A 26,723-nucleotide genomic window follows, 5' to 3' on the forward strand; every position below is an offset into this window, starting at 1 on the left:
AGGCTACGCGCCCGGCCGACGGCACCCGCCCAGGAGTGGCCTTCCTCATACGCACCGGCGACTTCACGCAACTCCCCCACTACACACCGCTACGCTATCTGAACATGAAGATCGCTTTCGTAGGGAAGGGCGGCAGCGGCAAGACGACGCTGTCCTCGCTCTTCATCCGCCACCTCGTCGCCAACGAAGTCCCCGTCCTGGCGGTGGACGCCGACATCAACCAGCATCTCGGGGCCGCGCTGGGCCTGGACGAGGCAGAAGTGGCCGCACTGCCGGCGATGGGCGCGCACCTGCCGCTGATCAAGGAGTACCTGCGCGGCACCAACCCCCGGATCCCGTCCGCCGAGACGATGATCAAGACCACCCCGCCGGGCGAGGGATCGCGGCTGCTGCGCGTCCTGGAGGACAACCCGGTCTACGAGGCCTGCGCCCGCACCGTGCGCCTGGACGACGGCGACATCAGGCTGATGGCGACCGGGCCGTTCAGCGAGTCCGACCTCGGGGTCGCCTGCTACCACTCCAAGGTGGGCGCCGTGGAACTGTGCCTGAACCACCTCGTCGACGGGGCCGACGAGTACGTCGTCGTCGACATGACGGCCGGCTCCGACTCGTTCGCGTCGGGGATGTTCACCCGGTTCGACATGACGTTCCTGGTGGCCGAGCCGACCCGCAAGGGGGTTTCCGTCTACCGCCAGTACAAGGATTACGCGCGGGACTTCGGCGTCGAGCTGAGGGTGGTCGGCAACAAGGTGCAGGGCATGGAGGACGTCGACTTCCTCCGCGAGGAGATCGGCGACGACCTGCTGGTGACCGTCGGCCACTCGAACTGGGTCCGCTCGATGGAGAAGGGCCGGCCGGCGCGCTTCGAGCTGCTGGAGGCCGAGAACCGGATGGCGTTGCAGTCGCTGCAGAACGCCGCGGACGACTCGTACCGGCACCGGGACTGGGAGCGCTACACGCGTCAGATGGTGCACTTCCACCTGAAGAACGCGGAGAGCTGGGGCAACGCGAAGACGGGGGCCGACCTGGCGGCACAGGTCGACCCCGGCTTCATACTCGGTGAGGGCCTGGGCGCGGCTCAGCCGGCCTGACGACGGGCGCCGGGACCGGCCGGGACCGCCGGGACGGCGGGCGAGGCGGCGCCGGACGCCGGGGCGCCGGAGGGCTGGGCGGCGAGGAAGGCCGTCCAGCCGGCCTTCGGGGCCTCGCCGACCTTCAGGGTCCGCAGTTTGGCGAGGACGGCGGGGTCCTGGGCGTCCAGCCAGTCGGCGAGCTGCCGGAATGACACGCACCGCACCTCGCTGCGGCCGCAGACGTTGGCGATCGTCTCCTCGATGGCACGCATGTAGGTGCCGCCGTTCCACGACTCGAAGTGGTTGCCGATGATCAGTGGCGCGCGGTTGCCGTTGTACGCGCGCTCGAAGGCCTGGATCATCCCGTCCCGGAACTGGTTGCCCCAGAACTGGTGCATCGACGGGGCGCCCTTGGTGGTCCCCGACTGGTTGACCAGGAAGTTGTAGTCCATGGACAGCGTTTCGAAGGCCCGCCCGGGCACCGGGATCATCTGGAGCGAGAGGTCCCACAGGCCCTGGTCCTTGCCGGGCCACACCTGGTTGTTGACGCCGCTCGTGTCGTAGCGCCAGCCGAGCTCGCTCGCGGCCCGGACGAAGTTGTCACGGCCTTCCAGGCAGGGGGTGCGGGCGCCGATGAGTTCCGTCTCGTAGTCGAACGGCAGCGGCTTCTCCGTCGTCAGGCCGGCGTTCGTCTTCCACTGCTTCACGAAGGCCTTCGCCTGGGCGATCTCGCTCTTCCAGTCCTCGACCGACCAGGTGCCGACACCGCTCTGCGGGCCGCAGAAGTGGCCGTTGAAGTGGGTGCCGATCTCATTGCCCTCCTGCCAGGCACCGCGCAGTTCGCGCACGGTGGCGCGGATGCCCTCGGTGTCGTTGAAGCCGATGTCGGAGCGGCCGGGGGCGTGACCGGGCGGTACGTACAGCTTCGCCTTCTCCTGCGGCAGCATGTAGACGCCGCTGAGGAAGTACGTCATCGTCGCGCCGTGCTTCTTGCCCACCTTGCGGAAGTGGGAGAAGAGCTTCTGGCTGTCCTCGCCGGCGCCGTCCCAGGAGAAGACGACGAACTGAGGGGGTTTCTGGCCGGGCTTGAGCCGTTCCGGCTTGCTCAGGCCGGGCTGGGCGCCGGTGTAGGCCGTCGAACCGTCCCCGATGAGCCGTACCACGCTCTTGGGCGCGCCGACCCGCTTGGGGCCTCCGGCGCCCGCGGCGGGATCGCCGGACCCGCTGCATCCGGCCAGGCCCGCCACCAGGGCCGCCGCCACACCCGCCGCGACCGCCACCGCACCGGCGGGGCGCCCACCGCGAGCGGCACCGCCGCGGCCGCCCCCGCCGGAAACGACCACGCCTGCCCCGCGACCCCCTGAACCCGCGGACCCGCCGGACCCGCCGGACCCGAATCCGCCCGGGGCGGTCGGGGCCGGGGCGGTCGAGGTCGGGGCGGTCGGGGTCGGGGCGGCGGCGCTGCGGGCGGTTCCGGCCTGGGCGGTTCTGTACGCGGCGAGCCGCCGGACGGCGCCCGTGCGGGCGGCGGTTCGCCGGGCGGCGCTCTGCGGCGCGGCGCCCGTGCGGGCGGGGAGCCCGTGCGGGGCGGTTTCGTTCGTGGCGGCCATCTTCCGCCCACCCTTCTCGTGGTCCACGGAGGTCTCTGCTGCGAGCGCCGTCAACCTCGCACCACGGAAGGCGACATGAAGATACGACAAGCCGTACTAGAACGATTAATCACCGAATCAGGTGAAACATTGCACCTTATGCATCGAAAATAATGCCGAAATCTTTACTCTGCATTACGATCCGTTTACAGAGAGTTGGAACGTTCCCGCCACTGCACGCCGTGACCCACGGCCGCGACCCCACGTTCGTTCGACCCGCACGTACCGCGACCGCGTAGCCCCGGAGGAGACGGGAAACCATGACTGCCTGCACCCCGGCCCGCACGAACCGCACCGCCCGGACCGGCCTCCCCGGCCGTGCGCTCCGTGCAGCGGCGCGGCCCCGCTTCAGGCGGCCGCACAGCCCGCCACCGGAGGGGGGAGGACGCCGGTTCCCCGTCGCGGGCGCCGACGTGTCCGCCTCCATCGCCGTGTTCCTCATCGCGCTGCCGCTCTCCCTCGGCATCGCGCTCGCCACCGGCGCCCCGCTCCAGGCCGGGCTGGTGGCCGCCGCGGTCGGCGGTCTCGTCGCCGGCCGGCTCGGCGGCTCACCGCTCCAGGTCAGCGGGCCCGCCGCCGGCCTGACGCTCGTCACCGCCGAACTGATCCAGAAGTACGGCTGGCGCACCACCTGCGCCATCACCGTCCTGGCGGGCCTCGCCCAACTGGCCCTGTCGGCGCTGCGTGTGGCGCGCTCCGCGCTCGTCGTGTCCCCGGCGATCGTGCACGGCATGGTGGCCGGCATCGGCACCACCATCGCCCTGGCCCAGCTCCATGTCGTCCTCGGTGGTACGCCACAGAGCTCGGCCGTCGACAACGTCCGCGGGCTGCCCGCCCAGTTGGCCGACCTGCACACGGCCGCCGTGTCCGTGAGCGCGGTGACGGTCCTCGTCCTGCTGGCGTGGCCACGGCTCCCCGGGCGGGTGGGCCGCGGCCTGCGGAAACTGCCGGCCGCCCTCGCCGCCGTCGCCTTGGCGACCCTCCTGGCCCTCGCCGCGGGAATCGGCGTACCCCGCGTCGACCTGCCGTCCTGGAGCAGTCACGCCCTCCCAGGACTGCCCGAGGGGCCCGTCCTGGGCATCGCCGTGGGCGTCCTGACCATCACACTGGTCACCAGCGTCCAGTCCCTGCTGTCGGCCGTCGCGGTCGACAAGCTGGTGGCGGCCCGCAAGGACACCACGGTCCATGTGCCGCGCGCCGACCTCAACCGGGAGCTGGCGGGGCAGGGAGCCGCGAACATCGTCTCCGGCGCGCTCGGCGGGCTGCCCGTCGCCGGCGTCGCCGTGCGCAGCGTGGCCAATGTGTCGGCCGGTGCGGTGAGCAGGCACTCCACGATGCTGCACGGCGCGTGGGTGGTGCTGGCCGCCCTCGTCCTCGTACCCGTCCTGGACCTGATCCCGCTGCCGGCGCTGGCCGCGCTCGTCATGGTCATCGGCATCCAGATGGTCAGCATCACCCACATCCGCAGCGTCACCCGCCACCGCGAAGTGCTCGTCTACGCGGTGACGGTGTCCGGGGTGGTCCTCATCGGGATCCTGGAGGGCGTGGCGCTCGGGATCGTCGCGGCCAGTGGTGTCGCCATGCACCGGCTGACCAGGACGCGGATCACGCGTGAGACGTCCGACGGCGCCGAACGCATCAAGGTGCGTGGACAGTTGACCTTCCTGGCCGTGCCCCGGCTGAGCCGGACGCTGCACCAGATCCCCCAGGGCGCGAGCGTCGTCGTCGAGCTGGACGGGTCGTTCATGGACCACGCCGCCTACGAGACCCTGCAGGACTGGCAGACGTCCCACATCGTCCGGGGCGGGCAGGTCGAGGTGACCGGCCGCGCGGGCGTGCGGATCGCCGAACCCGGCGCGGGCGCGCACGCCTGCTGTCGCCCCTGGACGCCCTGGCGCAACCACCACTGCGGAGAACATCCGGCCGCCGAGCCGAAGCGGCACATGAAGAGTCAGCAACTGGCCAACGGGCTGAGCTCCTTCCAGCGCAACACGGCCCCGCTGGTGCGCGAGGAGCTCGCACGGCTCGCCCGGGAGGGCCAGCGGCCCTCGCAGCTCTTCCTCACGTGCGCCGATTCGCGGCTGGTCACCAGCATGATCACGGCCAGCGGGCCGGGCGACCTGTTCACCGTGCGCAACGTCGGAAACCTGGTACCGCTGCCGGGCGCGGAGAGCGGGGACGACTCCGTGGCGGCCGCGATCGAGTACGCGGTGGAGGTGCTGCGCGTGCAGTCGATCACCGTGTGCGGGCACTCGGACTGCGGGGCGATGCAGACCCTGCTGAACCTCGACCCGGACGCGCCCCAGACACCGCTGCGGCGCTGGCTGCGCCACGGGACGGCGAGCCTGGAACGGATGAAGAGCACGCACCGCACCTGGGCCCGGCTCTCCGGAGGCCCGTCCGGCGACAGCACGGGCCGGCTCCCCGCCGACGCCGCCGAGCAGCTGTGCCTGACGAACGTGGTCCAGCAGCTGGAGCACCTCAAGGCCCACGAGGCGGTGGCGCGGCGGCTCGCGGACGGCACGCTGGAGCTGCACGGCATGTACTTCCACGTGGGCGAGGCCCAGGCGTACCTGCTGTCCGGGCCCGAGCCGTCAGGGCTCGCGCTGTCGGAAACCGGGGCGTCGGAAACCGGGGTGTCGGAAACCGAGCTGTCGGAAACCGGACTGCCGGGCACCGACCTCAGTGCGGGCAGCCCACGGGAGGGCGGCGAGCGCGCCCTCTTCCACTGGGTGGCCCCGACCGCCCCCGCCCCGTCCGAACGTCTGCCCGCCGGACGCTCCTCCACCGGGCAGTCCGCCGCCGAACCGGACGGCGCCCAGCCCGTCGGTGCCGAACCCGTCGGTGCCGAACCCGTCGGTGCCGAACCCGTCGGTGCCGAACCCGTCGGTGCCGAACCCGTCGGTGCCGACCGGGACGGTGCCCAGCCCGTTGATCCCGAACCCGTCGGCGCGGACTCCGTCTCCCGCGCGGCCCCCGCGCGGCCGTCGCCGAAGGAGGGTGCGCCCGCCTGAACCTCCGGTGGTCCGCATCCGTGGGACTGAACGGTGGCCCCTTCTCCCCACCGCCCGGGGAGGAGGGGTCACTTGACCCCCTGGTCCCGCTCACCCCCTCAGCCGATTCCCGCCGGGCTCCTCCACCCGACCTCCACCCGGGTCATCCACGCGAGAGGTCTAAACCAATGGGCTGGAAGCTCTTGTCACCCGGGCATATCGCTGATGAGCTATGGGCTGGGACACATCGGACGCCCCGGGAATGGGAGATGTCGTGAGCAACGAGAGCCTGGCCAACCTTCTGAAGGAGGAGCGGCGGTTCGCACCGCCCGCCGAGCTGGCTGCGAACGCCAATGTGACGGCGGCCGCGTACGAGCAGGCCGAGGCGGACAGGCTTGGCTTCTGGGCCGAGCAGGCACGCCGGCTCAGCTGGGCCACCGAGCCGACCGAGACCCTCGACTGGTCCAACCCGCCCTTCGCGAAATGGTTCGCCGACGGCACACTCAACGTGGCGTACAACTGTGTGGACCGGCACGTCGAGGCGGGTCACGGCGACCGGGTGGCCATCCACTTCGAGGGGGAGCCGGGCGACAGCCGGGCCATCACGTACGCGGAGCTCAAGGACGAGGTGTCCAGGGCGGCCAACGCGCTGACCGAGCTGGGCGTCCGCAAGGGCGACCGGGTCGCGGTCTACATGCCGATGATCCCCGAGGCCGCCGTCGCCATGCTGGCCTGCGCCCGTATCGGCGCGGCCCACTCCGTCGTCTTCGGCGGCTTCTCGGCCGACGCCGTCGCCTCCCGCATCCAGGACGCCGACGCCAAGCTGGTCATCACGGCCGACGGCGGTTACCGGCGCGGCAAGCCGTCCGCCCTCAAGCCGGCCATCGACGAGGCCGTGGCGAAGTGCCCGCAGATCGAACACGTCCTGGTGGTGCGCCGCACCGGCCAGGAGACCGCGTTCACCGAGGGCCGCGACGTGTGGTGGGACGACATCGTCGCCCGCCAGCCCGCCGAGCACACACCCGAGGCGTTCGACGCGGAGCACCCGCTCTTCATCCTGTACACGTCCGGTACGACGGGGAAGCCGAAGGGCATCCTGCACACCTCCGGCGGCTACCTCACGCAGGCGGCGTACACGCACCACGCGGTCTTCGACCTCAAGCCGGAGACCGACGTCTACTGGTGCACCGCCGACATCGGCTGGGTGACCGGCCACTCGTACATCGTGTACGGGCCGCTGGCCAACGGTGCGACCCAGGTCATGTACGAGGGCACGCCGGACACCCCGCACCAGGGCCGCTTCTGGGAGATCGTGCAGAAGTACGGCGTCACGATCCTCTACACCGCGCCCACCGCCATCCGTACGTTCATGAAGTGGGGCGACGACATCCCCGCCAAGTTCGACCTGAGCAGCCTCCGGGTCCTCGGGTCGGTGGGCGAGCCGATCAACCCCGAGGCGTGGATCTGGTACCGGGAGAACATCGGGGCCGGCAAGACCCCGATCGTCGACACCTGGTGGCAGACCGAGACCGGCGCGATGATGATCTCGCCGCTGCCGGGCGTCACCCAGACCAAGCCGGGCTCCGCGCAGACCCCGCTGCCGGGGATCTCCGCCACCGTCGTCGACGACGAGGCGAACGAAGTCCCGAACGGGGGCGGTGGCTACCTGGTCCTCACCGAGCCGTGGCCCTCGATGCTGCGCACCATCTGGGGTGACGACCAGCGTTTCATCGACACCTACTGGTCGCGGTTCGAGGGCAAGTACTTCGCCGGCGACGGCGCCAAGAAGGACGACGACGGCGACATCTGGCTGCTCGGGCGCGTGGACGACGTCATGCTGGTGTCCGGCCACAACATCTCCACCACCGAGGTGGAGTCGGCGCTCGTGTCGCACCCGAAGGTCGCCGAGGCGGCGGTCGTGGGCGCGGCCGACGAGACGACCGGCCAGGCCATCGTGGCGTTCGTGATCCTGCGCGGCACGGCGAGCGAGGACGACGCCCTCGTCAACGACCTGCGCAACCACGTGGGCGCCACGCTCGGCCCGATCGCCAAGCCCAAGCGCATCCTGCCGGTGGCGGAGCTGCCCAAGACGCGGTCCGGGAAGATCATGCGCCGCCTGCTGCGGGACGTCGCGGAGAACCGCCAGCTCGGTGACGTCACCACGCTGACCGACTCGTCCGTCATGGACCTCATCCAGTCCAAGCTGCCGACTGCTTCCAGCGAGGACTGACCGGACGCGACGGAACGAGAAGAAGTATCACGAGGGCATCCGGCGACGACGCGCCGGATGCCCTCTTCGCGCATAAGGTGTCATTCACCGGATATGCCCTTGCGCGCGCCGGGTAGGGTTAAAGCCGCGTCAACAAAATGACCACAGGGTCCAACCACAGGTCCACAGGTCCGCAGGTCCACAGGTGCGCCGGGAAGTCTGGTCGGCATGTGCTTCGTCATGCCCGCCGAACCGACCGGAGGTCCGCCACCGTGGCCGCGCCCAGCCCCAGCACTCCGCCCACGCACCCCGCAGACCGGCCGACGCCGCCCAGCGCCCCGCGGAAGTTCCTGGCCCGGCTCCCCCTCCCCGAGCGGACGTACATCGCGGACGCGCTGCGCGCCGAGACCGTCGGCGGCGTCCTGCTCCTGCTCGCCGCCATCGCCGCGCTCGTCTGGGCGAACACCCCGATCAGCGGCAGCTACGCGGCCGTGCGCGACTTCCACATAGGACCGGCCGCGCTCGGGCTGGACCTGTCCCTCCAGCACTGGGCCGCGGACGGCCTGCTCGCCGTGTTCTTCTTCGTCGCGGGCATCGAGCTCAAGCGCGAACTGGTCGCCGGCGAACTCCGCGACCCGAAGGCCGCCGCACTCCCGGTGATCGCCGCGCTCTGCGGAATGATCGCCCCCGCGCTCGTCTACACGATCGTCAACGTCACCGGCGGCGGCTCCCTGGACGGCTGGGCGGTCCCGACCGCCACCGACATCGCCTTCGCCCTCGCCGTCCTCGCCGTCATCGGCACGTCACTGCCCTCCGCGCTGCGCGCCTTCCTCCTCACCCTGGCCGTCGTCGACGACCTCTTCGCGATCTTGATCATCGCGATCTTCTTCACCAGCGACCTGAACTTCGCGGCGCTCGGCGGCGCCTTCGCCGGCCTCGTCGTCTTCTGGGTCCTGCTGCGCAAGGGCGTGCGCGGCTGGTACGTCTACGTCCCGCTCGCCCTGGTCATCTGGGGGCTGATGTACAACAGCGGCGTCCACGCCACCATCGCCGGCGTCGCCATGGGCCTCATGCTGCGCTGCAACCGCCGCGAGGGCGAGGACCACTCCCCCGGCGAGCACATCGAACACCTGGTGCGCCCCCTGTCGGCCGGGTTCGCCGTGCCGCTGTTCGCACTCCTCTCGGCCGGCGTGTCGGTCTCCGGCGGCGCCCTGGCCGACGTCTTCACCAAGCCCGAGACCCTCGGTGTCGTGCTCGGCCTGGTGGTCGGCAAGGCCGTCGGCATCTTCGGCGGTACGTGGCTGGCGGCGCGCTTCACCAGGGCGGAACTGAACGAGGATCTGGCCTGGGCCGACCTGTTCGCCGTCGCCACGCTCGCGGGCATCGGCTTCACCGTCTCGCTCCTCATCGGCGAGCTGGCCTTCGCCGGGGACGCGGCACTGACCGACGAGGTCAAGGCGGCCGTCCTGATGGGCTCGCTCACCGCGGCCGTACTCGCCGCCGTACTGCTGAAGCTCCGGGTCCGGAAGTACCGGGCGCTGTTCGAGGAGGAAGAGCGCGACGAGGACATGGACGGCATTCCGGACGTGTACGAGCAGCACGACCCGGCCTACCACCTGCGGATGGCGGAGATCCACGAGAAGAAGGCCGCCGAGCACCGGAAACTGGCCGAAGCGGCCGCGGCGGCGGCCGGCACCGACGCCGCGGTGGGCACGGACGGTACGGCGGGCACGGAGGGTATGGCGGGCACGGACGGTACGGCGCGTTCCGAGGCCTCCGCCGACTCCGCCGCACCGACGCGCGAGGACCGCTAGGCCCGCCGCGACCGCCGCGACCGCTGGGTCCATGAGGCTCGGGCGGCGGAAGTGGCGGGGGCATCGCGCACGGACGGCGACCGTCCGGCATGATCTGAGGTCGGACCGTAGGAGAGAAGAGGGAGCGAGACGATGAGCTACCCCGCCGACAATGGTGGACCCGCCGCCGAGCGCAGCCTCGGCCAGCTGGTCGCCACGGCGACCGCCGAGATGTCCGCGCTGGTGCACGACGAGATCGCGCTGGCCAAGGCCGAACTGCGACAGGACGTCAAGCGCGGCGCGATGGGCGGTGCGGCGATCAGCGTCGCGGGCGTCTTCGCGCTCTTCTCGCTGCCGGTGCTGAGCTTCGCGGCGGCGTACGGCATCCACAACCTGGGGCTCGGGCTCGCCTGGTCCTTCCTGATCGTCGGCAGCGCCTACCTGGTGCTGGCGGGGCTGCTGGCGCTGCTCGCGGTGACCAAGTTCAAGAAGGTCAAGCCGCCGGAGCGGTCGATCGCGTCGGCCAAGCAGACGGCCGCCATGCTCGGCAACGCCAAGCCGCACCCGCGTGAGGCTCCCGGTCGTCCGATTCGTCCCGCCCTTCCGGTCAAGGACGAGGCCGAGGTTGTGGCACGCTCGTCTGCATGACCGTCCCTGAGAGCAACGCCGGCAGTCCCGTACGGATCGATGGTCCCTGGACACATCGTGACGTGGCGGCCAATGGGGCGCGCTTCCATATCGCCGAGATGGGCGACGGACCGCTGGTGTTGCTGCTGCATGGCTTCCCGCAGTTCTGGTGGACGTGGCGGCACCAGCTGCCCGCGCTCGCCGAGGCCGGGTTCCGGGCGGTCGCGATGGACCTGCGGGGCGTGGGCGGCAGCGACCGTACGCCTCGCGGCTACGACCCGGCGAACCTGGCGCTCGACATCACGGGTGTCGTCCGGTCGCTCGGCGAGCCGGACGCCGCACTGGTCGGACACGACCTGGGCGGGTACCTGGCGTGGACGGCGGCGGTCATGCGGCCGAAGCTGGTGCGCCGCCTGGCCGTCTCGTCGATGCCGCACCCGAGGCGGTGGCGCTCGGCGATGCTGTCGGACTTCTCGCAGTCGCGCGCCGGCTCGTACGTGTGGGGCTTCCAGCGCCCCTGGCTGCCGGAGCGTCAGCTGGTCGCGGACGACGCGGCGTTGGTGGGGCGGCTGATCCACGACTGGTCGGGCCCCGGCCAGGAGCCGAGCGAGGAGGCGGTCGAGGCGTACCGGCGGGCGATGACGATCCCGTCGACGGCGCACTGCTCGATCGAGCCGTACCGGTGGATGGTGCGATCGCTGGCCCGCCCGGACGGCATTCAGTTCAACCGCCGCATGAAGCGCCCGGTGCGGGTGCCGACGCTGCACCTGCACGGCTCGCTGGACCCCGCGATGCGGACGCGCAGCGCGGCGGGCTCGGGCGAGTACGTCGAAGCCCCGTACCGTTGGCGGCTGTTCGACGGGCTCGGGCACTTCCCCCACGAGGAGGACCCGGTGGCGTTCTCCACCGAACTCATCAACTGGCTCAAGGACCCCGAGCCTGACCGCTGAGCAACATCGGCGCACCGTGTGGGGCGACCACACGTTAGTCCGACGAACGCATGGTGCGACGAACAGCCAATTGCCCGGCGCATACGCCAATTGGCCGCCCCGGGGGCGGTTACCGACCTTGAGCCCCGGGCAGACGTCGGGGTATGGGCTGGACGCACGACTACGCTGACTCAGCACGGAACCGCCGCTCGGCCTCTGCGCCGATCCCTCCGAGGAGCGGCCCTCCGGCCGTACCGGGGCAGGACCCCCGACTCGGGATTTCCCTCATCCTCCGCCGCCGGGCCCGCTGGGTCTCGGCGCGCCTCCGCCACACGCGCGACTAGACGGCGCGCCGTCCCCGCCGGTGCTGTCCGGCGGGGCGGTCGTCGGCTGACCGGTCAGAGGGCGCAGCCCTGGCTGTCGACCTGCTGGTTGGCGGTCCGGCCCAGCTCGATGTCCTGGCGGATCTCGTCCGCCGTCAGGGCGTAGCCGGTGTTCGGGTCGTCCAGGGACCTCGCGAAGATCACCCCGTACACCCTGCCGTCCGCCGTGAGCAGCGGGCCGCCGGAGTTGCCCTGGCGGACCGTCGCGTACAGCGAGTACACGTCTCGGCGTACTTCACCGCGGTGGTAGATGTCCGGGCCGTCGGCGTTGATCCGGCCACGCACGCGCGCGGAGCGGACGTCGTACGCGCCGTTCTCCGGGAAGCCCGCGACGATCGCGCTGTCGCCGCTGCGCGCGTCCGCCTCGGTGAACCGGAGCGGCTTGGCCTTCAGGTCCGGCACGTCCAGGACGGCGATGTCGCGCTGCCAGTCGTAGAGGACGACCTTCGCGTCGTACTTCCGGCCCTCGCCCCCTATCTGGACGGTCGGCTCGTCGACGCCGCCGACGACGTGGGCGTTGGTCATGACGCGGCGCTCGGCGAAGACGAAGCCGGTGCCTTCGAGGACCTTGCCGCAGCTCGGCGCCGTACCGACGACCTTGACGATGGAGCTCTTGGCGCGGGCGGCGACCGGGCTGCCCGCGAGCGCGGGATCCGGGGCGCGGACCTCGGTGATCGGCTCATTGGCGAAGGGGCTGAAGACCTGCGGGAAACCGTTCTGCGCCAGTACGGAGGAGAAGTCCGCGAACCAGGTGGAGGCCTGCGCCGGCATCACCCGTGACACGCCGAGCAGCACCTTGGAGTTGCGGACCTCCTTGCCGAGCGTGGGCAGGGACGTACCGGCCAGGGCCGAGCCGATCAGCCAGGCGACCAGCAGCATGGCCACCACGTTGACCAGCGCGCCGCCGGTGGCGTCCAGCGCGCGGGCCGGTGACCAGGTGATGTGGCGGCGCAGCTTGTTGCCGAGGTGCGTGGTGAACGCCTGGCCGACCGAGGCGCAGACGATCACGATGACGACGGCGACGATCGCGGCCGTCGTCGACACCTTGGCGTCGTCCGTCATCGGGCCCCACACGAGCGGGAGGAGGTAGACCGCGATCAGGCCGCCGCCGAGGAAGCCGATCACCGACAGGATGCCGACGACGAACCCTTGGCGGTACCCGACGATCGCGAACCACACGGCGGCGACCAGCAGCAGAATGTCCAGCACGTTCACCGTCATTAGCCTCGCAGATTCGTCTCCGGTCACCCCACAGTCGCCCCGTACGGCCGGTCGGGGCCGCAGGAGCACATGCGTCAGCCTGTCATGAGCGCCAGTCGAGCGGGACCTGCTTCCCGCGGTCCCAGGGTCGCTCCCAGCCTGCGAAGTGGAGGATCCGGTCGATCACACCCGCGGTGAAACCCCAGACCAGGGCCGATTCGACCAGAAATGCCGGGCCGCGGTGGCCGCTGGGGTGGACGGTCGTGGCGCGCTTGGCCGGATCCGTGAGATCCGCCACGGGCACCGTGAAGACGCGGGCGGTCTCCGCGGGGTCGACGGCGCGGAACGGGCTCGGGGTGCGCCACCAGCCGAGGACGGGCGTGACGACGAAACGGCTGACGGGGATGTAGAGCCGCGGCAGCACGCCGAAGATCTGTACGCCCGCGGGATCCAGCCCCGTCTCCTCCTCCGCCTCGCGCAGCGCCGCGCGCAACGGTCCGTCGGCCTCCGGGTCGCCGTCCTCCGGGTCGAGGGCGCCGCCGGGGAACGACAGCTGCCCGGCGTGCGACCGCAGGCTGCCGGCCCGCTCCATCAGCAGCAGCTCGGGCCCGCGCTCGCCCTCCCCGAAGAGGATCAGCACGGCGGACTGGCGGCCACCCCGCTCGGGCGGCAGGAAGCGGCTGAGCTGCTCGGGCGCGACCGTGCGCCCCGCCCGCGCCACCGGCTCCAGCCACTCGGGCAACCCCTCCTCGCTCACCGCCACGGGCATGAGGGTGGTGGTGGGGTGCGCCGAGTGGGGCGTGGGCCGGGGCCCGGGCTGTGGAGCCGGCGGGGGCGCGGGAGCGTCGTGCAGCGGGGTGGTGTGCTGCGCGGCGGTGCGGTGCGCGGCGGGAGCCGTGGGGCGCGGAGTCGGGTTCGGGTCGGACGCACCCGGGCGCGACGGGTTCCCGCCGGCCGTGCCCGGCCCGGCGGTGCCGGGTGTTGCCGGGGCGCGACGGTGGGCGCGAGGGGCGGTCGGTTCGATGCCCGTCGGTGCGTTCGATCCGGTCGGTGGGGTCAATCCGGTCGGTGGGGTCAATCCGGCCGGTGGGGTCAATCCGGTCGGAGCGGTGGGCGCGGTCGGCGCAGGGTCGGCCGACCGCACCCGGCGGTTCGTCCCGCGATGGTGCGGGTGTTCTTCAGCGCGCGTCATAGGCACCCCCGACGTCACAACGCGTTCCGGCCACCGGTTCGTTCCACCGTCACTCGTCGCCGGTGCCCAGAGGCGCCGCCGGGCGGCCCGGGTAGTCCGGGGGCGGGGCCAGCCGCTGGCCCGGGTAGCCGCCCATCTCGTACTTGAGGAGCTTCTTCGCCTTCTCCGGGTCCGTCTCGCCCTCCCCGTACGCCGGGCACAGCGGCGCGATCGGGCAGGCGCCGCACGCCGGCTTGCGCGAGTGGCAGATGCGCCGGCCGTGGAACACCACCCGGTGCGAGAGCATCGTCCACTCCGACTTGGGGAAGATCGCGCAGATCTCCGCCTCGACCTTCTCCGGGTCCTCCTGCTCGGTCCACTTCCACCGCCGGACCAGCCGACCGAAGTGCGTGTCCACGGTGATGCCCGGTACGCCGAAGGCGTTCCCCAGCACCACGTTCGCCGTCTTGCGGCCCACGCCCGGCAGACTCACCAGGTCCTCCAGGCGCCCGGGGACCTGGCCGTCGAACCGGTCACGGAGGGCCGCGGACAGGCCCATCAGCGACTTCGCCTTGGCACGGAAGAACCCCGTCGGCCGGATGATCTCCTCCAGCTCCTCCGGCACCGCCGCCGCCATGTCCTCCGGCGTCGGGTACTTGGCGAACAGCGCGGGGGTCGTCTGGTTGACCCGCAGGTCGGTCGTTTGGGCCGAGAGGACGGTCGCGACCAGCAGCTCGAAGGAATTGCGGAAGTCGAGCTCGGGATGGGCGTACGGATAGACCTCGGCCAGCTCGCGGTTGATCTTGCGGGCGCGGCGCACCATGCCCAGGTGCGACTCCGGCTTCGCTTTCACCGGACGGGCCGGCTTCGCCGCCTCGGCCGCCCTTTTGGCGGTCTTGGCCGGCGCCGCCGTTTCGGCCGACGCTGCCGTCTTGGCCGTCTTGGCCGTCTTGGCCGTCTTAGCCGATTTCGCGGCCTTGGCCACCTTGGCCACCTTCGCCGGTTTGTCCGCTTTTGCGGCTTTCTTTGACGTGGGCGACACCTGTTCGCCCACAGCGGAATTCTGTTCCCCTGACACTCTTCCGGCCCCCTCTGCCTGCGCTCTCACCGGCGAATTGGACACCCGGCCAGCCTAAGCGCCACCGCCGACATCCGCCCCGGCCATCAACGATCACGACCCAATCGGGGCCCTGCCGTACGGACACGCGTACCAGTGCGTCAAACTTGTTGTGATTGATCGCACTGTTTTACCGTCCGGCATCATGGGACCCAACGTCCCTGAGCAGGTCGACATAGGAGAGAACTCGTGGACGACGTTCTGCGGCGCGCCCCGCTCTTCGCGGCGCTCGATGACGAGCAGGCCGCGGAGCTCCGCGCCTCGATGAGTGAAGCGACGCTCGCCCGTGGCGACGCGCTCTTCCACGAGGGCGACCCGGGCGACCGGCTCTACGTGGTCACCGAGGGCAAGGTGAAGCTCCACCGCACCTCCCCCGACGGCCGCGAGAACATGCTCGCCGTCCTCGGCCCCGGCGAGCTGATCGGAGAGCTGTCCCTCTTCGACCCCGGGCCGCGCACCGCCACCGCGACCGCCCTGACCGAGGTCAAGCTGCTGGGCCTGGGCCACGGCGACCTCCAGCCCTGGCTGAACGCCCGCCCCGAGGTCGCCACGGCCCTGCTGCGCGCGGTCGCCCGCCGCCTGCGCAAGACCAACGACCAGATGTCCGACCTGGTCTTCTCCGACGTGCCGGGCCGCGTCGCCCGCGCGCTCCTCGACCTGTCGCGCCGCTTCGGCGTCCAGTCGGAGGAAGGCATCCACGTGGTGCACGACCTCACCCAGGAGGAGCTGGCCCAGCTCGTCGGGGCCTCCCGCGAGACGGTCAACAAGGCCCTGGCCGACTTCGCCGGCCGCGGCTGGCTGCGCCTGGAGGCGCGCGCGGTGATCCTGCTGGACGTCGAGCGCCTCGCCAAGCGCTCGCGCTAGGGCGTGTTTCGAAAGTAGCGTCGTCCGCCCGGAGGGCGGGGCCGGGGGCGTCTGGTGCGTGCGATCGCAAGGCGGAGGTCGGAGAGCGCAGCGGGCTGCGCCGACGGCCGACAACGCCGCGAGGGTGCGTGCCAGGCGTTCCCGGCCAGACGGGACTTTCGAAACACGCCCTAGTACGCCCGCGAGCGGGTACGCCGCGACCTGTACGTGACAGGGCCGCCCCGGGAGCACCGGGGCGGCCCTGTCGCGCATTCGACCGATTCGGCTGGCCCCGGCCCTGTCGCGCATCGACCGGTTCGGGCCGGCCGCACGCCCTGTCGCGCATTCGACCGGTTCGGTCCGGCCTGGGTCTGAATTGAGCCCGGTCTGGATCGCGTCCGGCTCGGAACGTGACCGTCTCAGATCAGGCCGTGCTCCGTCAGGTACTCCAGCTGTGCCCGTACCGACAGCTCGGCCGCCGGCCACAGGGACCGGTCGACGTCGGCATACACGTGCGCGACGACGTCCGGCGCCGTGCGGTGACCGTTCTCGACGGCCGTCTCCACCTGGGCGAGCCGGGTCGCACGGTGGGCCAGGTAGTACTCGACCGCCCCCTGGGCGTCCTCCAGGACCGGGCCGTGACCCGGCAGCACGGTGTGGACGCCGTCGTCGACGGCCAGCGAGCGCAGCCGCCGCAGCGAGTCCAGGTAGTCGCCGAGCCGCCCGTCGGGGTGCGCCACCATCGTCGTACCGCGGCCCAGGATCGTGTCGCCGGTCAGCACCGCCCGGTCGGCCGGCAGGTGGAAGCTGAGCGAGTCGGCGGTGTGGCCGGGCGTCGGCACCACGCGCAGCTCCAGCCCGCCGACGTCGACCACCCTGCCGGCCGTCAGGCCCTCGTCACCGAGCCGCAGCGCCGGGTCCAGGGCGCGTACGGGGCTGCCCGTCAGCTCCGCGAAGCGCCCCGCGCCCTCGGCGTGGTCCGGGTGCCCGTGCGTGAGGAGCGTCAGCGCGACGCGCTTGCCGAGACGTTCGGCGGTGTCCACCACGTGCCGCAGGTGGCCCTCGTCCAGCGGGCCGGGGTCGACCACGACGGCGAGCGGCGAGTCCGGCTCGGAGAGGATCCAGGTGTTCGTGCCGTCGAGCGTCATCGCGGACGGGTTCGGCGCGAGGACGTTGACGGCCCGTTCGGTCGCGGGGCCGGAGACCACGGCTCCGCGCGGCTGTCCCGGGAGGGCGGCGGCGTCGGTCATGCTCCCGCACCCCCCGCCCGGTCCGAGCCCCCCGCGCCGTTCCCGACGTCCCGGGTCCGGTCCACGTCCCCGACCAAGTCCCCGCCTCTGTCCCCGTCCGCGTCCCCGTCCCTGTCCTCGTCCGTGTTCCCGTCCCTGCCCCTGTTCGCGTCCCCGTCCCCGACGCTCCCGGCGCCCTCCGTGCCGATCCGCTTCGTGAACTCCTCGTGCCCGGGCCAGCTCAGCACCACTTCGCCACCCTCCAGGCGCGCCTCAGCCAGCACCGGGGCGAGGTCCTGGTCCCCGGCCCCCGCCAGCGCCTCCGCGGGCGTCGCGTACCCCTCCAGGGCCCTCAGCGTGGCGATCGTCGGCGGCATCATCAGCAGCTCGCCCCGGTCGTACCCGGCCGCCGCGTCCGCCGGGCGGATCCAGACCGTACGGTCCGCCTCCGTCGAGGCGTTCGAGGCGCGCTGCCCCTCCGGGAGGGCGGCCACGAAGAACCAGGTGTCATAGCGGCGGGGCTCGAACTCCGGGGTGATCCAGCGCGCCCAGGCGCCCAGCAGGTCGGAACGGAGCACCAGCCCCCGCTTGTCCAGGAAGTCCGCGAACGCCAGTTCACGGGCGACCAGCGCCGCCCGGTCGGCCTCCCAGTCGTCGCCCCTGGTGTCGGCGACGACCGAGTCGGGGGTCGGCCCGGCCAACAGGACGCCGGACTCCTCGTACGTCTCGCGCACCGCCGCGCACACGACGGCCTGCGCCTCGGCCGGTTCCCCGACGCCCAGCCGGGCCGCCCACTCGGCCGGCGACGGGCCCGCCCAGCGCACCGGGTGCTCGTCGCGCGGGTCGACGCCGCCACCCGGATAGGCGTACGCGCCACCGGCGAACGCCATGGACGTACGCCGGCGCAGCATGTGCACCTCGGGTCCGCGGGCGCCGTCGCGCAGCAGCAGGACGGTCGCGGCCCGCCTGGGGGTCACGGCCGTGAGCGTGCCGCCGGCGAGCGCGCGGATGCGGTCGGGCCACTCCGGGGGATACCACTGACCATTGGACATGGCCGGATGCTATGCGTATCCGCCGAGATGTTCGAGAGGAAAGATGGTCACGGCAACGGCCCCGCGCCCACCGGCGCCACGAGGGCGCCGGACCGGGGCCACGCGGGCGCCCGATTGGGGCCACGCGGGTGCCCGATTGGGGCGACGGGGCCGTACGCAACACCCGGGCGCCGCAGGCCCGGGAACGTACAGCGCGCGGTCAGTCCTGCGCGGTCAGTCCTGGACCAGCTCCACCTGGATCTCGACCTCGACCGGGGCGTCCAGCGGCAGCACCGCGACGCCCACCGCGCTGCGCGCGTGCACGCCCTTGTCGCCGAGCACCTCGCCCAGCAGCTCACTGGCGCCGTTGAGGACGGCCGGCTGCCCGGTGAAGTCCGACGCGGAGGCGACGAACCCGACGACCTTCACGACCCGCGCGATCCGGTCCAGGTCCCCGGCGACCGACTTCACGGCGGCCAGCGCGTTCAGCGCGCAGATCCGCGCGAGCTTCTTGGCCTCCTCCGGGGTGACCTCGCCGCCCACCTTGCCCGTGACCGGCAGCTTGCCGTCCACCATGGGGAGCTGGCCCGCCGTGTACACGTACACGCCCGACCGGACCGCCGGCTGGTACGACGCCAGCGGTGGCACCACGTCCGGGAGGGTCAGGCCGAGTTCGGCGAGGGTCGCCTCGACGCGGCCGGTCACGGCTTCTCCCGCTTCAGGTAGGCCACGAGCTGCTCGGGGTTGTTCGGCCCGGGCACGACCTGGACGAGCTCCCAGCCGTCCTCGCCCCAGGTGTCCAGAATCTGCTTGGTCGCGTGCACGAGAAGGGGCACGGTCGCGTATTCCCACTTGGTCATGGAGCCGACTGTAGCTGCTGCCCGGGACAGCCTCCCGCACAGGCGCCCCCGGCCCCGGCGCCTCCCGGGACCAGACCCTCGCCACCGCCCTCGCCACCTCCCTCGCCCCCGCCAACGCCGCAGCTTTCCGGCCACGGCCGGGCAGGCGTGACCCGCCCAATCCGACCCGGGGGCGACGGGTGCGCGGTACGACTGGTTAGTCTCGAATACGTGAGCAGGCTCCAGGTCGTCAGCGGCAAGGGCGGTACCGGTAAGACGACGGTCGCCGCCGCCCTCGCGCTCGCCCTCGCGACCGAGGGCAAGCGGACTCTCCTCGTGGAGGTCGAAGGCAGGCAGGGCATCGCGCAGCTCTTCGAGACGGAGGCGCTCCCGTACGAGGAGCGGAAGATCGCCGTCGCGCCCGGCGGGGGCGAGGTGTACGCGCTGGCCATCGACGCCGAGCGCGCGCTCCTCGACTACCTCCAGATGTTCTACAAGCTCGGCTCGGCGGGCCGCGCGCTCAAGAAGCTGGGCGCCATCGACTTCGCCACCACCATCGCGCCGGGCGTGCGGGACGTCCTGCTGACCGGCAAGGCGTGCGAGGCGGTACGCCGCCGGGAGAAACAAGGGGGGTTCGTGTACGACCACGTCGTCATGGACGCCCCTCCCACCGGCCGCATCACCCGCTTCCTGAACGTCAACGACGAGGTGGCGGGCCTGGCGAAGATCGGCCCGATACACAATCAGGCCCAGGCCGTGATGCGGGTCCTGAAGTCCCCGGAGACGGCCGTCCACCTGGTGACCCTCCTGGAGGAGATGCCGGTCCAGGAGACCGCCGACGGCATCGCCGAACTCCGGGAGGCGGACCTCCCCGTGGGCGGCGTGGTGGTCAACATGGTCCGCCCGCACGTCCTGGACGAGGACGCGGTACGGGCGGCGGCGGGCGACCACCGCAAGGGCATCGCGAAGGCGCTCGCGGCGTCGGGCATCAGCGGTTCGGCCCGGCTGGTCGGCCCGCTCCTGGACCAGGCCGCGGAGCACGCGCAGCGGGTGGAGCTGGAGCGGGAGCAGCGCGAGGCGCTGGCGAAGCTCCAGGTACCGACGTACGAACTGCCGTTCCTGGGGGAAGGGGCGGACATCGCCGGCCTCTACCGGCTGGCCAAGGAACTGAGGAAGCTCGGGGTGGGCGCATGACTCTCGACGGGGCTCCCGGCCTGGAGATCGACCCGCTGATCGACGACTCCGCGACGCGCATCATCGTGTGCTGCGGCGCGGGCGGTGTCGGCAAGACGACGACGGCGGCCGCTCTGGGTGTACGGGCGGCGGAGCGGGGCCGCAAGGTGGTCGTCCTGACCATCGACCCGGCCCGCCGGCTCGCCCAGTCCATGGGCATCGACCAGCTGGACAACACCCCGCGCCGGGTCGACGGCATCGAGGGCGGCGGGGAACTGCACGCCATGATGCTCGACATGAAGCGCACGTTCGACGAGATCGTCGAGGCGCACGCCGACCCCGCCCGGGCGGCGGCCATCCTGGGCAACCCGTTCTACCAGTCCCTGTCGGCCGGCTTCGCGGGCACGCAGGAGTACATGGCGATGGAGAAGCTGGGCCAGCTGCGGGCACGTGACGAGTGGGACCTGATCGTGGTCGACACGCCGCCGTCCCGCTCGGCGCTGGACTTCCTGGACGCGCCGAAGCGGCTGGGGTCGTTCCTGGACGGGAAGTTCATCAAGCTGCTGATGGCCCCGGCGAAGGTGGGCGGCCGGGCCGGGATGAAGTTCCTCAACGTCGGCATGTCGATGATGACCGGCACCCTGGGGAAGCTGCTGGGGGGTCAGTTGCTGCGCGACGTCCAGACCTTCGTGGCGGCGATGGACACCATGTTCGGCGGCTTCCGTACGCGGGCGGACGCCACCTACCGGCTGCTCCAGGCTCCTGGTACGGCCTTCCTGGTGGTGGCCGCGCCGGAGCGGGACGCGCTGCGGGAGGCGGCGTACTTCGTGGAGCGGCTCGCCGCGGAGCGGATGCCGCTGGCCGGCCTGGTGCTGAACCGGGTGCACGGGAGCGGGGCCGCCCGGCTGTCGGCCGAGCGGGCACTGGCCGCCGCGGAAAATCTTGAAGAGGGCCGCATTGTGGATCAGAGCGCCGGGAAGACTGGTGTTCGTGGCCCCGGAGGCCCCGAGGCCACCTCTCCCGAGCCCGAGGCCCTCCGAACCACGGCAGTGGCACGCTCCGACGCCGCTGCGGCCATCGGTAGCGACACAGAGATCCACACGCACACCCACCCCCACACCGACGCCGGTGACGCCGAGTCCGGCGCGGCCACACCACCCGCCGTCGCCGAGCTGACCGCGGGTCTGCTGCGGCTGCACGCCGAGCGGATGCAAGTGCTCGCGCGGGAACGGCGCACGCGCGACCGGTTCGCCACGCTCCACCCGGAGGTGGCGGTGACCGAGGTCCCGGCGCTGCCCGGTGACGTGCACGACCTGGCGGGCCTCCGCGCCATCGGCGACCGCCTGGCGGCCGCCGAAGGGCCGCGGGTCACCGCTGAGACGTCGTCATGACCGCGGTGTCGCTGTAGTCGTGTCGCTCACCGCCGTGTCACTGACCGCCGTGTCGCTCACCGCCGTGTCACTGACCGCCGTGTCGCTCACCGCCGTGTCACTGACCGCCGTGTCGCTCACCGCCGTGTTACTGACCGCCGTGGGGTGCGATCGACAGTGCGGTTCGGCCGGCGCGGCTCGGGGTGCCGCTAGCCCACCGCCGCGTACGTCTCGTACGTCTCGTCGTCATCCAGCGCGACGGGCAGGATGCCCGCGCTGCGCTCGTACTCCGTGCGCGCGGTCTCCAGCAGCCGGCGCCACGAGGTGACGGTCGGCCGCCGCCGCAGCAGCGCACGGCGCTCACGTTCCGTCATACCGCCCCACACGCCGAACTCGACGCGGTTGTCCAGCGCGTCCGCCAGGCACTCGGTCCGCACCGGACACCCGGTGCACACCGCCTTGGCCCTGTTCTGCGCCGCACCCTGTACGAACAGTTCGTCCGGATCGGTAGTGCGGCAGGCGGCCTGCGCACTCCAGTCAGCTACCCAGCCCATACCGGCGCCGTCCTCTCCCGAATCGAGGCTCCCCCACGGCGGCAGCGGCATATTCACCGCTACCAGTTGAGGACGTTACGGAAGGTGGGCACAGCGCAACACCCCCTTCGGGCCCAATCTTGAATGGTCCGAACGGACTATGCGTACGCGGCAGATCACCCAGGGGAGTGAGCGAGAGACATGCGTGACGTATGACGCAGGCCAGGGCGTTCTGGTTGAGTCACAACGGGCGCGCGCTGACGCATGAGGGGGAAACGGACAGCGACCGGCGCGGCTCGGGAGGTGCTCGTATGTGCTCGGGGCGTGCTCGGGAAGTACCTCGGGAAGTACTCGGAGAGTGCTTGGGGAATGCTCGGGAAATACTTGAGGGTGCAACTGCTGTGACAGTTGTGACCAGCTTAGGCCAAGGCCTGTACGCGTGTCCGGAAAACGAGCAGGGTGCACCCGAGAGGCCGCCGGCCACCGCCGACGGGGGCGGGCCCCTCCTCCCTCCGATGTCACAACCTGGTACGCGAACCTCCCGTAACCCACCCGCTCCCTCGGAACGCCACCACCGACGGATTAGGGTTACCGCATGCCAAAGAAGCGCTCGGGCGGTGGTCTGACCGGGACCCAGCAGGCCGCCAAGTTCGTCGGTGTCAGCGTGCTCGCCGGAGCCGTCCTGGCGGGCATCGCCCTGCCCGCCGCGGGAGCGCTGGGGCTAGCGGCGAAGGGCACGGTCCAGGGGTTCGACGAGATCCCGGCCAACCTCAAGCGGCCCCCGCTGAGCCAGCGCACCACGATCCTGGACTCGCAGGGCGGCCAGATCGCCACGGTCTACTCCCGCGACCGCACGGTGGTGGACCTCAAGGACATCTCCCCGTACATGCAGAAGGCGATCGTCGCGATCGAGGACTCGCGCTTCTACGAGCACGGCGCCGTCGACCTCAAGGGCGTACTGCGCGCGCTCAACCGCAACGCCCAGTCGGGCGGGGTGGCGCAGGGCGCGTCGACGCTGACGCAGCAGTACGTGAAGAACGTCTTCGTGGAGGAGGCCGGCGACGACCCCGACAAGGTCGCCGAAGCCACCCAGCAGACCCTCGGCCGCAAGATCCAGGAGCTGAAGTACGCGATCCAGGTCGAGGAGGAGCTCGGGAAGAAGAAGATCCTCGAGAACTACCTCAACATCACCTTCTTCGGGCAGCAGGCGTACGGGATCGAGGCCGCGGCCCAGCGGTACTTCTCCAAGCCCGCCAAGAAGCTCACCCTGGAGGAGTCGGCGATGCTGGCCGGCATCGTCCAGTCGCCCAGCCGGTACGACCCGGTCAACGACGTGGAGGAGGCCACCAAGCGCCGCAACATCGTCCTGTCGCGCATGGCGGCGGTCGGTGACATCAGCGAGGCGGAGGCCGAGCGGGCCAAGGCGACGCCGATCAAGCTGAGGGTCAGCAAGCCCAAGAACGGTTGCATCACGGCCGTCGACGGCGCCGGTTTCTTCTGCGACTACGTTCGCGAGGTCTTCCTCTCCGACCCGGTCTTCGGGAAGGACCGGGAGGAGCGCAACAAGGTCTGGAACCGCGGCGGCCTGACGATCAGGACGACGCTGGACCCGCAGGCGCAGAAGTCCGCGCAGGAGTCGATCAAGAAGCACGTGTACCAGACCGACAAGGTCGCCACGGCGGTGACCATGGTCCAGCCGGGCACGGGCAAGATCCTGGCGATGGGCCAGTCCCGGCCGTACGGCTTCGGGAAGAACGAGACGCAGATCAACTACTCGGTCAACAAGCGCATGGGCGGCTCGAACTTCGGCTTCCCGGTCGGTTCGACGTTCAAGCCGTTCGTTGCGGCCGCCGCGCTGGAGCAGGGCAAGCCGCCGACGCAGACGTACCCGTCGCCGTACCAGATGCCCTACCCGTCGTCCGTCTCCACGTGCAGCGGGAAGCCGTGGCTCAACCAGGGCGACACGGTGGAGAACGAGAACGAGTCGGAGGTCGGCCCGTACAACCTCCGGGACGCGATGGCCAAGTCGGTCAACACGTACTTCGTGCAGATGATCGCCGAGATCGGGATGTGCCCGGTCGTGGAGATGACCACCAAGCTGGGCGCCGTGCAGGGCAGCGGCGAGAAGCTGCCCGAGGTGCCGGCCATCTCGCTCGGCTCGAAGGGCATGTCGCCGCTGAACATGGCGAACGCGTACGCGACGTTCGCCAACCGGGGCACGTACTGCACCCCGACCGCCATCGAGGCGATCAAGACGGCGGACGGCAAGAGCCTGCCGGTCCCGAAGACCAACTGCAGCAAGGCGATGTCGGAGCGGACCGCCGACTCGATCAACGCCCTGCTGAGTGGTGTGATCGACTCCGGTACGGGTGAGAAGGCCGGTCTGAGCGGCCGTGACAACGCGGGCAAGACCGGTACGACGGACGCCCGCAAGAACGCCTGGTTCGTCGGCTACACCCCGAACCTGTCCAGCGCCGTGTGGGTGGGCAGCCCGGCGCAGGACGTCGAGATGTTCTCCATCCGGATCGGTGGCCGGTACCACGGCTCGGTCTTCGGTGGCGAGGTGCCGGGACCGATCTGGCGCGACGCGATGACCGGCGCGCTGGACGGCCGCGAGGCGCCCGGCTTCGTCGACGTCCACATCCCCGACGCGCCGAAGGACCCCGGCAACGGCAAGCCCAAGCCCGGCGACAACAAGCCGGGCGGCGGCGGCGACAAGCCGGGGGACGGCGATGACGACGAGGGCCGGCCGGGTGGCGGCCGCCCCGGCGGCGGCAACCCCTGGGACGGCATCACCCTCCCGCCGGACATGATCGGCGGCGGCCAGAACGGCGGCGGCTGGCGCTGAGAGCGCGGGCAAGCGCGCACAAGCGCGGACAGAGGGGCGCCCCACCGGAGGTTTCCGGTGGGGCGCCCCTCTGTCCGTATGCCTGCCCGTCTCGCGGGCGTCCTGGGAGTGCGGCCGGACCTGGGGCCGACCCGGTGATGCGGCCCGCCGCCCGTGCCCGAGGCAGCGGGCCCCCAGGGCAGCGGGGGCAGCGGGGCCTCAGCCCGCCAGGAGCTGCTTGACCACGGCGGCGACGCGGCCGCCCTCGGCGCGGCCGGCGACCTTCGGGTTCACGATCTTCATCACGGCGCCCATGGCGCGCGGGCCCTCGGCGCCGGCCGCCTTGGCCTCGTCGACCGCCTGGGCGACGATCTGCTTCAGCTCGTCGTCGCTGAGCTGCTGCGGCAGGTACGCGTCGAGGATGACGCCCTCGGCCCGCTCACGCTCGGCCTGCTCGGCCCGGCCGCCCTGCGCGAAGGCCTCGGCCGCCTCGCGGCGCTTCTTCGCCTCCTTGGCGATCACCTTCTGCACCTCGTCGTCGGAGAGCTCGCGCTTCTCCTTGCCCGAGACCTCCTCCTTGGTGATGGCGGAGAGGGTCAGCCGGAGCGTCGAGGAGCGCAGCTCGTCGCGCTCCTTGATCGCGGCGTTGAGGTCTTCCTGCAGCGTGGACTTGAGCGTGGTCATGCGGACAAGTGTGGCAGGTGCGACGACCTGCACGCCCGTGCATTTCCCGCGCCCACGCCGTTCTGGGACGATGGCGGCATGCGCGCGCGATACGGAGTTCCCCTGAAAGTCACCGCAGGAATCGCAGCGGCCGGCGCGGCCGGGCTGGCCTACGCCGCCGGGTTCGAGGCCCGTTCCTTCCGGCTCCGCCGGATCACCGTGCCCGTGCTGCCGCGCGGTACGCGGCCCCTGCGGATGCTCCAGGTCTCGGACATCCACATGGTGAGCGGCCAGGGCAAGAAGCGGGCCTGGCTCCAGTCGCTTGCGGGGCTGCGCCCGGACTTCGTGGTGAACACCGGGGACAACCTCTCCGACCCGAACGGCGTACCGGAGCTGCTGGACGCGCTCGGCCCGCTGCTCGACTTCCCCGGTGTGTACGTCTTCGGCTCCAACGACTACTACGGCCCCAAGCTGCGCAACCCGGCCCGCTACCTGATCGAGAAGGCGCAGGGCCGGCACGGCCTGAACGGCAACGCGCCGGCGGTCGGCGCCGTCCACAACCCGTGGGAGGAGATCCGCGACACGTTCGACACGGCGGGCTGGCTGAACCTCACGAACACGCGGGCCCGCCTCAAGCTGGAGGGGCTGGAGCTGGCCTTCACCGGCCTGGACGACCCGCACATCAAGCGGGACCGGTATGACAGGGTCGCCGGCGGCCCCGAACCGGACGCCGACCTGTCCCTGGCCGTCGTCCACGCCCCGTACCTGCGCTCCCTGGACGCCTTCACGGCCGACGGCTACCCGCTGATCCTGGCGGGCCACACGCACGGCGGCCAGCTGTGCATCCCCTTCTACGGGGCACTGGTCACCAACTGCGACCTGGACACCGAGCGCGTCAAGGGCCTCTCCACCCACCGCGCCGGCGACAACACCGCGTACCTCCACGTCTCGGCGGGCTGCGGCACCAACCGCTACACCCCGGTCCGCTTCGCCTGCCCGCCCGAGGCCACGCTGCTCACCCTGACCCCGCGCGACTGACCGTGCCCCGGTTTCCCGGCCCCGCGCGGGGCC

Annotated in this window: 22 protein-coding genes; 12 read left to right on the top strand and 10 right to left on the bottom strand. The window is 71.5% G+C overall.

Annotation, left to right across the window (positions count from 1 at the left end):
• Window positions 1-104 precede the first annotated feature (104 nt).
• Window positions 105-1,091 carry an ATP-binding protein gene (locus EIZ62_RS14590; RefSeq protein WP_156693117.1) on the top strand — a complete coding sequence of 329 codons (987 nt, stop codon included), beginning with the start codon at window positions 105-107 and terminating at the stop codon, window positions 1,089-1,091.
• On the opposite strand, the gene EIZ62_RS14595 is transcribed toward EIZ62_RS14590, so the two are convergent.
• Window positions 1,079-2,683 carry a polysaccharide deacetylase family protein gene (locus EIZ62_RS14595; protein ID WP_244375692.1) on the bottom strand — a complete coding sequence of 535 codons (1,605 nt, stop codon included), beginning with the start codon at window positions 2,681-2,683 and terminating at the stop codon, window positions 1,079-1,081. The two genes, EIZ62_RS14590 and EIZ62_RS14595, sit on opposite strands and share 13 nt — an antisense overlap.
• A 299-nt stretch (window positions 2,684-2,982) precedes the next feature.
• Here EIZ62_RS14595 and EIZ62_RS14600 point away from each other — a divergent pair, with 299 nt between their 5' ends.
• The 6 genes from EIZ62_RS14600 (at window position 2,983) to EIZ62_RS32450 (ending at window position 11,617) form a co-directional block, all read left to right on the top strand.
• On the top strand, window positions 2,983-5,736 hold the full coding sequence (locus tag EIZ62_RS14600; protein ID WP_244375694.1) for a bifunctional SulP family inorganic anion transporter/carbonic anhydrase: 2,754 nt from the start codon (window positions 2,983-2,985) through the stop codon (window positions 5,734-5,736).
• A gap of 253 nt (window positions 5,737-5,989) precedes the next feature.
• Window positions 5,990-7,945, top strand: a complete 1,956-nt coding sequence (gene acs / locus EIZ62_RS14605) for an acetate--CoA ligase (protein ID WP_156693118.1) — start codon at window positions 5,990-5,992, stop codon at window positions 7,943-7,945.
• 251 nt (window positions 7,946-8,196) lie between these two features.
• A complete protein-coding gene (nhaA, locus tag EIZ62_RS14610) occupies window positions 8,197-9,738 on the top strand; it encodes a Na+/H+ antiporter NhaA (RefSeq protein ID WP_425281818.1) in 1,542 nt (513 codons plus the stop codon).
• Window positions 9,739-9,870: 132 nt separating this feature from the next.
• Entirely contained in the window at window positions 9,871-10,365 is a 495-nt protein-coding gene (locus tag EIZ62_RS14615) for a phage holin family protein (RefSeq protein WP_156693120.1), read from the top strand.
• Window positions 10,362-11,294: an alpha/beta fold hydrolase gene (locus tag EIZ62_RS14620; RefSeq protein WP_156693121.1), complete on the top strand. Its 933-nt coding sequence runs from the start codon at window positions 10,362-10,364 to the stop codon at window positions 11,292-11,294. Before EIZ62_RS14615 ends, EIZ62_RS14620 begins: the two co-directional genes overlap by 4 nt.
• 143 nt (window positions 11,295-11,437) lie before the next feature.
• Window positions 11,438-11,617, top strand: coding sequence for a hypothetical protein (locus EIZ62_RS32450; RefSeq protein WP_156693122.1), 180 nt, complete (start codon window positions 11,438-11,440; stop codon window positions 11,615-11,617).
• 54 nt (window positions 11,618-11,671) lie between these two features.
• Here EIZ62_RS32450 and EIZ62_RS14630 read toward each other — a convergent pair whose 3' ends face one another.
• From EIZ62_RS14630 to nth, 3 genes are all read right to left on the bottom strand, one after another.
• A complete protein-coding gene (locus EIZ62_RS14630; RefSeq protein ID WP_208827909.1) occupies window positions 11,672-12,871 on the bottom strand; it encodes a MarP family serine protease in 1,200 nt (399 codons plus the stop codon).
• An 88-nt stretch (window positions 12,872-12,959) separates the two neighbouring features.
• Window positions 12,960-13,625: an NUDIX hydrolase gene (locus tag EIZ62_RS14635; protein WP_208827911.1), complete on the bottom strand. Its 666-nt coding sequence runs from the start codon at window positions 13,623-13,625 to the stop codon at window positions 12,960-12,962.
• Window positions 13,626-14,097: 472 nt separating this feature from the next.
• Window positions 14,098-15,105: an endonuclease III gene (gene nth, locus EIZ62_RS14640; RefSeq protein WP_425281819.1), complete on the bottom strand. Its 1,008-nt coding sequence runs from the start codon at window positions 15,103-15,105 to the stop codon at window positions 14,098-14,100.
• Between the two features lie 228 nt (window positions 15,106-15,333).
• Here nth and EIZ62_RS14645 point away from each other — a divergent pair, with 228 nt between their 5' ends.
• Window positions 15,334-16,008 carry a Crp/Fnr family transcriptional regulator gene (locus tag EIZ62_RS14645; protein ID WP_156693126.1) on the top strand — a complete coding sequence of 225 codons (675 nt, stop codon included), beginning with the start codon at window positions 15,334-15,336 and terminating at the stop codon, window positions 16,006-16,008.
• 398 nt (window positions 16,009-16,406) lie between these two features.
• On the opposite strand, the gene EIZ62_RS14650 is transcribed toward EIZ62_RS14645, so the two are convergent.
• The 4 genes from EIZ62_RS14650 to sp36 all read right to left on the bottom strand — a co-directional run bounded on the left by EIZ62_RS14650 (window position 16,407) and on the right by sp36 (window position 19,107).
• Window positions 16,407-17,237 (bottom strand): MBL fold metallo-hydrolase, encoded by an 831-nt coding sequence (locus EIZ62_RS14650; RefSeq protein ID WP_156693127.1) that lies wholly within the window; start codon window positions 17,235-17,237, stop codon window positions 16,407-16,409.
• Entirely contained in the window at window positions 17,234-18,268 is a 1,035-nt protein-coding gene (locus tag EIZ62_RS14655; RefSeq protein ID WP_341873946.1) for an NUDIX hydrolase, read from the bottom strand. Before EIZ62_RS14655 ends, EIZ62_RS14650 begins: the two co-directional genes overlap by 4 nt.
• Window positions 18,269-18,481: 213 nt before the next feature.
• On the bottom strand, window positions 18,482-18,952 hold the full coding sequence (locus EIZ62_RS14660) for a RidA family protein (RefSeq protein ID WP_064067273.1): 471 nt from the start codon (window positions 18,950-18,952) through the stop codon (window positions 18,482-18,484).
• The gene (gene sp36 / locus EIZ62_RS14665) at window positions 18,949-19,107 is read right to left on the bottom strand and encodes a Sp36 family protein (protein ID WP_019992579.1); all 159 of its coding nucleotides are present in this window, start codon (window positions 19,105-19,107) and stop codon (window positions 18,949-18,951) included. Before sp36 ends, EIZ62_RS14660 begins: the two co-directional genes overlap by 4 nt.
• Window positions 19,108-19,317: 210 nt before the next feature.
• On the opposite strand from sp36, the gene bagA reads away from it, so the two are divergent.
• A complete protein-coding gene (bagA, locus tag EIZ62_RS14670) occupies window positions 19,318-20,280 on the top strand; it encodes an ATPase BagA (RefSeq protein ID WP_208827915.1) in 963 nt (320 codons plus the stop codon).
• Window positions 20,277-21,650, top strand: a complete 1,374-nt coding sequence (gene bagB, locus EIZ62_RS14675; protein WP_156693128.1) for an ATPase BagB — start codon at window positions 20,277-20,279, stop codon at window positions 21,648-21,650. Before bagA ends, bagB begins: the two co-directional genes overlap by 4 nt.
• A 188-nt stretch (window positions 21,651-21,838) precedes the next feature.
• Here the strand turns inward: bagB and EIZ62_RS14680 are convergent, their stop codons facing one another.
• Complete coding sequence (locus EIZ62_RS14680; protein WP_058940833.1) at window positions 21,839-22,183, bottom strand: WhiB family transcriptional regulator; 345 nt, start codon at window positions 22,181-22,183, stop codon at window positions 21,839-21,841.
• 574 nt (window positions 22,184-22,757) lie between these two features.
• On the opposite strand from EIZ62_RS14680, the gene EIZ62_RS14690 reads away from it, so the two are divergent.
• A complete protein-coding gene (locus EIZ62_RS14690; protein ID WP_156693129.1) occupies window positions 22,758-25,010 on the top strand; it encodes a transglycosylase domain-containing protein in 2,253 nt (750 codons plus the stop codon).
• Between the two features lie 198 nt (window positions 25,011-25,208).
• Here EIZ62_RS14690 and EIZ62_RS14695 read toward each other — a convergent pair whose 3' ends face one another.
• Window positions 25,209-25,673: a GatB/YqeY domain-containing protein gene (locus EIZ62_RS14695; protein ID WP_156693130.1), complete on the bottom strand. Its 465-nt coding sequence runs from the start codon at window positions 25,671-25,673 to the stop codon at window positions 25,209-25,211.
• Between the two features lie 78 nt (window positions 25,674-25,751).
• On the opposite strand from EIZ62_RS14695, the gene EIZ62_RS14700 reads away from it, so the two are divergent.
• A complete protein-coding gene (locus EIZ62_RS14700; protein ID WP_156693131.1) occupies window positions 25,752-26,690 on the top strand; it encodes a metallophosphoesterase in 939 nt (312 codons plus the stop codon).
• Window positions 26,691-26,723: the final 33 nt, after the last annotated feature.

It is taken from the genome of Streptomyces ficellus (genome assembly GCF_009739905.1).
GTDB classification, from domain to species: Bacteria; Actinomycetota; Actinomycetes; order Streptomycetales; family Streptomycetaceae; genus Streptomyces; species Streptomyces ficellus_A.

What these genes read in the sequence shown, in the direction of transcription:
- EIZ62_RS14590 (WP_156693117.1), top strand. Translation starts at nt 105, where the DNA reads ATGAAGATCGCTTTCGTAGGGAAGGGCGGCAGCGGCAAGACGACGCTG.
- EIZ62_RS14595 (WP_244375692.1), bottom strand. Translation starts at nt 2,683, where the DNA reads ATGGCCGCCACGAACGAAACCGCCCCGCACGGGCTCCCCGCCCGCACG.
- EIZ62_RS14600 (WP_244375694.1), top strand. Translation starts at nt 2,983, where the DNA reads ATGACTGCCTGCACCCCGGCCCGCACGAACCGCACCGCCCGGACCGGC.
- EIZ62_RS14615 (WP_156693120.1), top strand. Translation starts at nt 9,871, where the DNA reads ATGAGCTACCCCGCCGACAATGGTGGACCCGCCGCCGAGCGCAGCCTC.
- EIZ62_RS14620 (WP_156693121.1), top strand. Translation starts at nt 10,362, where the DNA reads ATGACCGTCCCTGAGAGCAACGCCGGCAGTCCCGTACGGATCGATGGT.
- EIZ62_RS32450 (WP_156693122.1), top strand. Translation starts at nt 11,438, where the DNA reads ATGGGCTGGACGCACGACTACGCTGACTCAGCACGGAACCGCCGCTCG.
- EIZ62_RS14635 (WP_208827911.1), bottom strand. Translation starts at nt 13,625, where the DNA reads ATGCCCGTGGCGGTGAGCGAGGAGGGGTTGCCCGAGTGGCTGGAGCCG.
- EIZ62_RS14650 (WP_156693127.1), bottom strand. Translation starts at nt 17,237, where the DNA reads ATGACCGACGCCGCCGCCCTCCCGGGACAGCCGCGCGGAGCCGTGGTC.
- EIZ62_RS14655 (WP_341873946.1), bottom strand. Translation starts at nt 18,268, where the DNA reads ATGTCCAATGGTCAGTGGTATCCCCCGGAGTGGCCCGACCGCATCCGC.
- sp36 (WP_019992579.1), bottom strand. Translation starts at nt 19,107, where the DNA reads ATGACCAAGTGGGAATACGCGACCGTGCCCCTTCTCGTGCACGCGACC.
- bagB (WP_156693128.1), top strand. Translation starts at nt 20,277, where the DNA reads ATGACTCTCGACGGGGCTCCCGGCCTGGAGATCGACCCGCTGATCGAC.
- EIZ62_RS14680 (WP_058940833.1), bottom strand. Translation starts at nt 22,183, where the DNA reads ATGGGCTGGGTAGCTGACTGGAGTGCGCAGGCCGCCTGCCGCACTACC.
- EIZ62_RS14690 (WP_156693129.1), top strand. Translation starts at nt 22,758, where the DNA reads ATGCCAAAGAAGCGCTCGGGCGGTGGTCTGACCGGGACCCAGCAGGCC.
- EIZ62_RS14695 (WP_156693130.1), bottom strand. Translation starts at nt 25,673, where the DNA reads ATGACCACGCTCAAGTCCACGCTGCAGGAAGACCTCAACGCCGCGATC.
- EIZ62_RS14700 (WP_156693131.1), top strand. Translation starts at nt 25,752, where the DNA reads ATGCGCGCGCGATACGGAGTTCCCCTGAAAGTCACCGCAGGAATCGCA.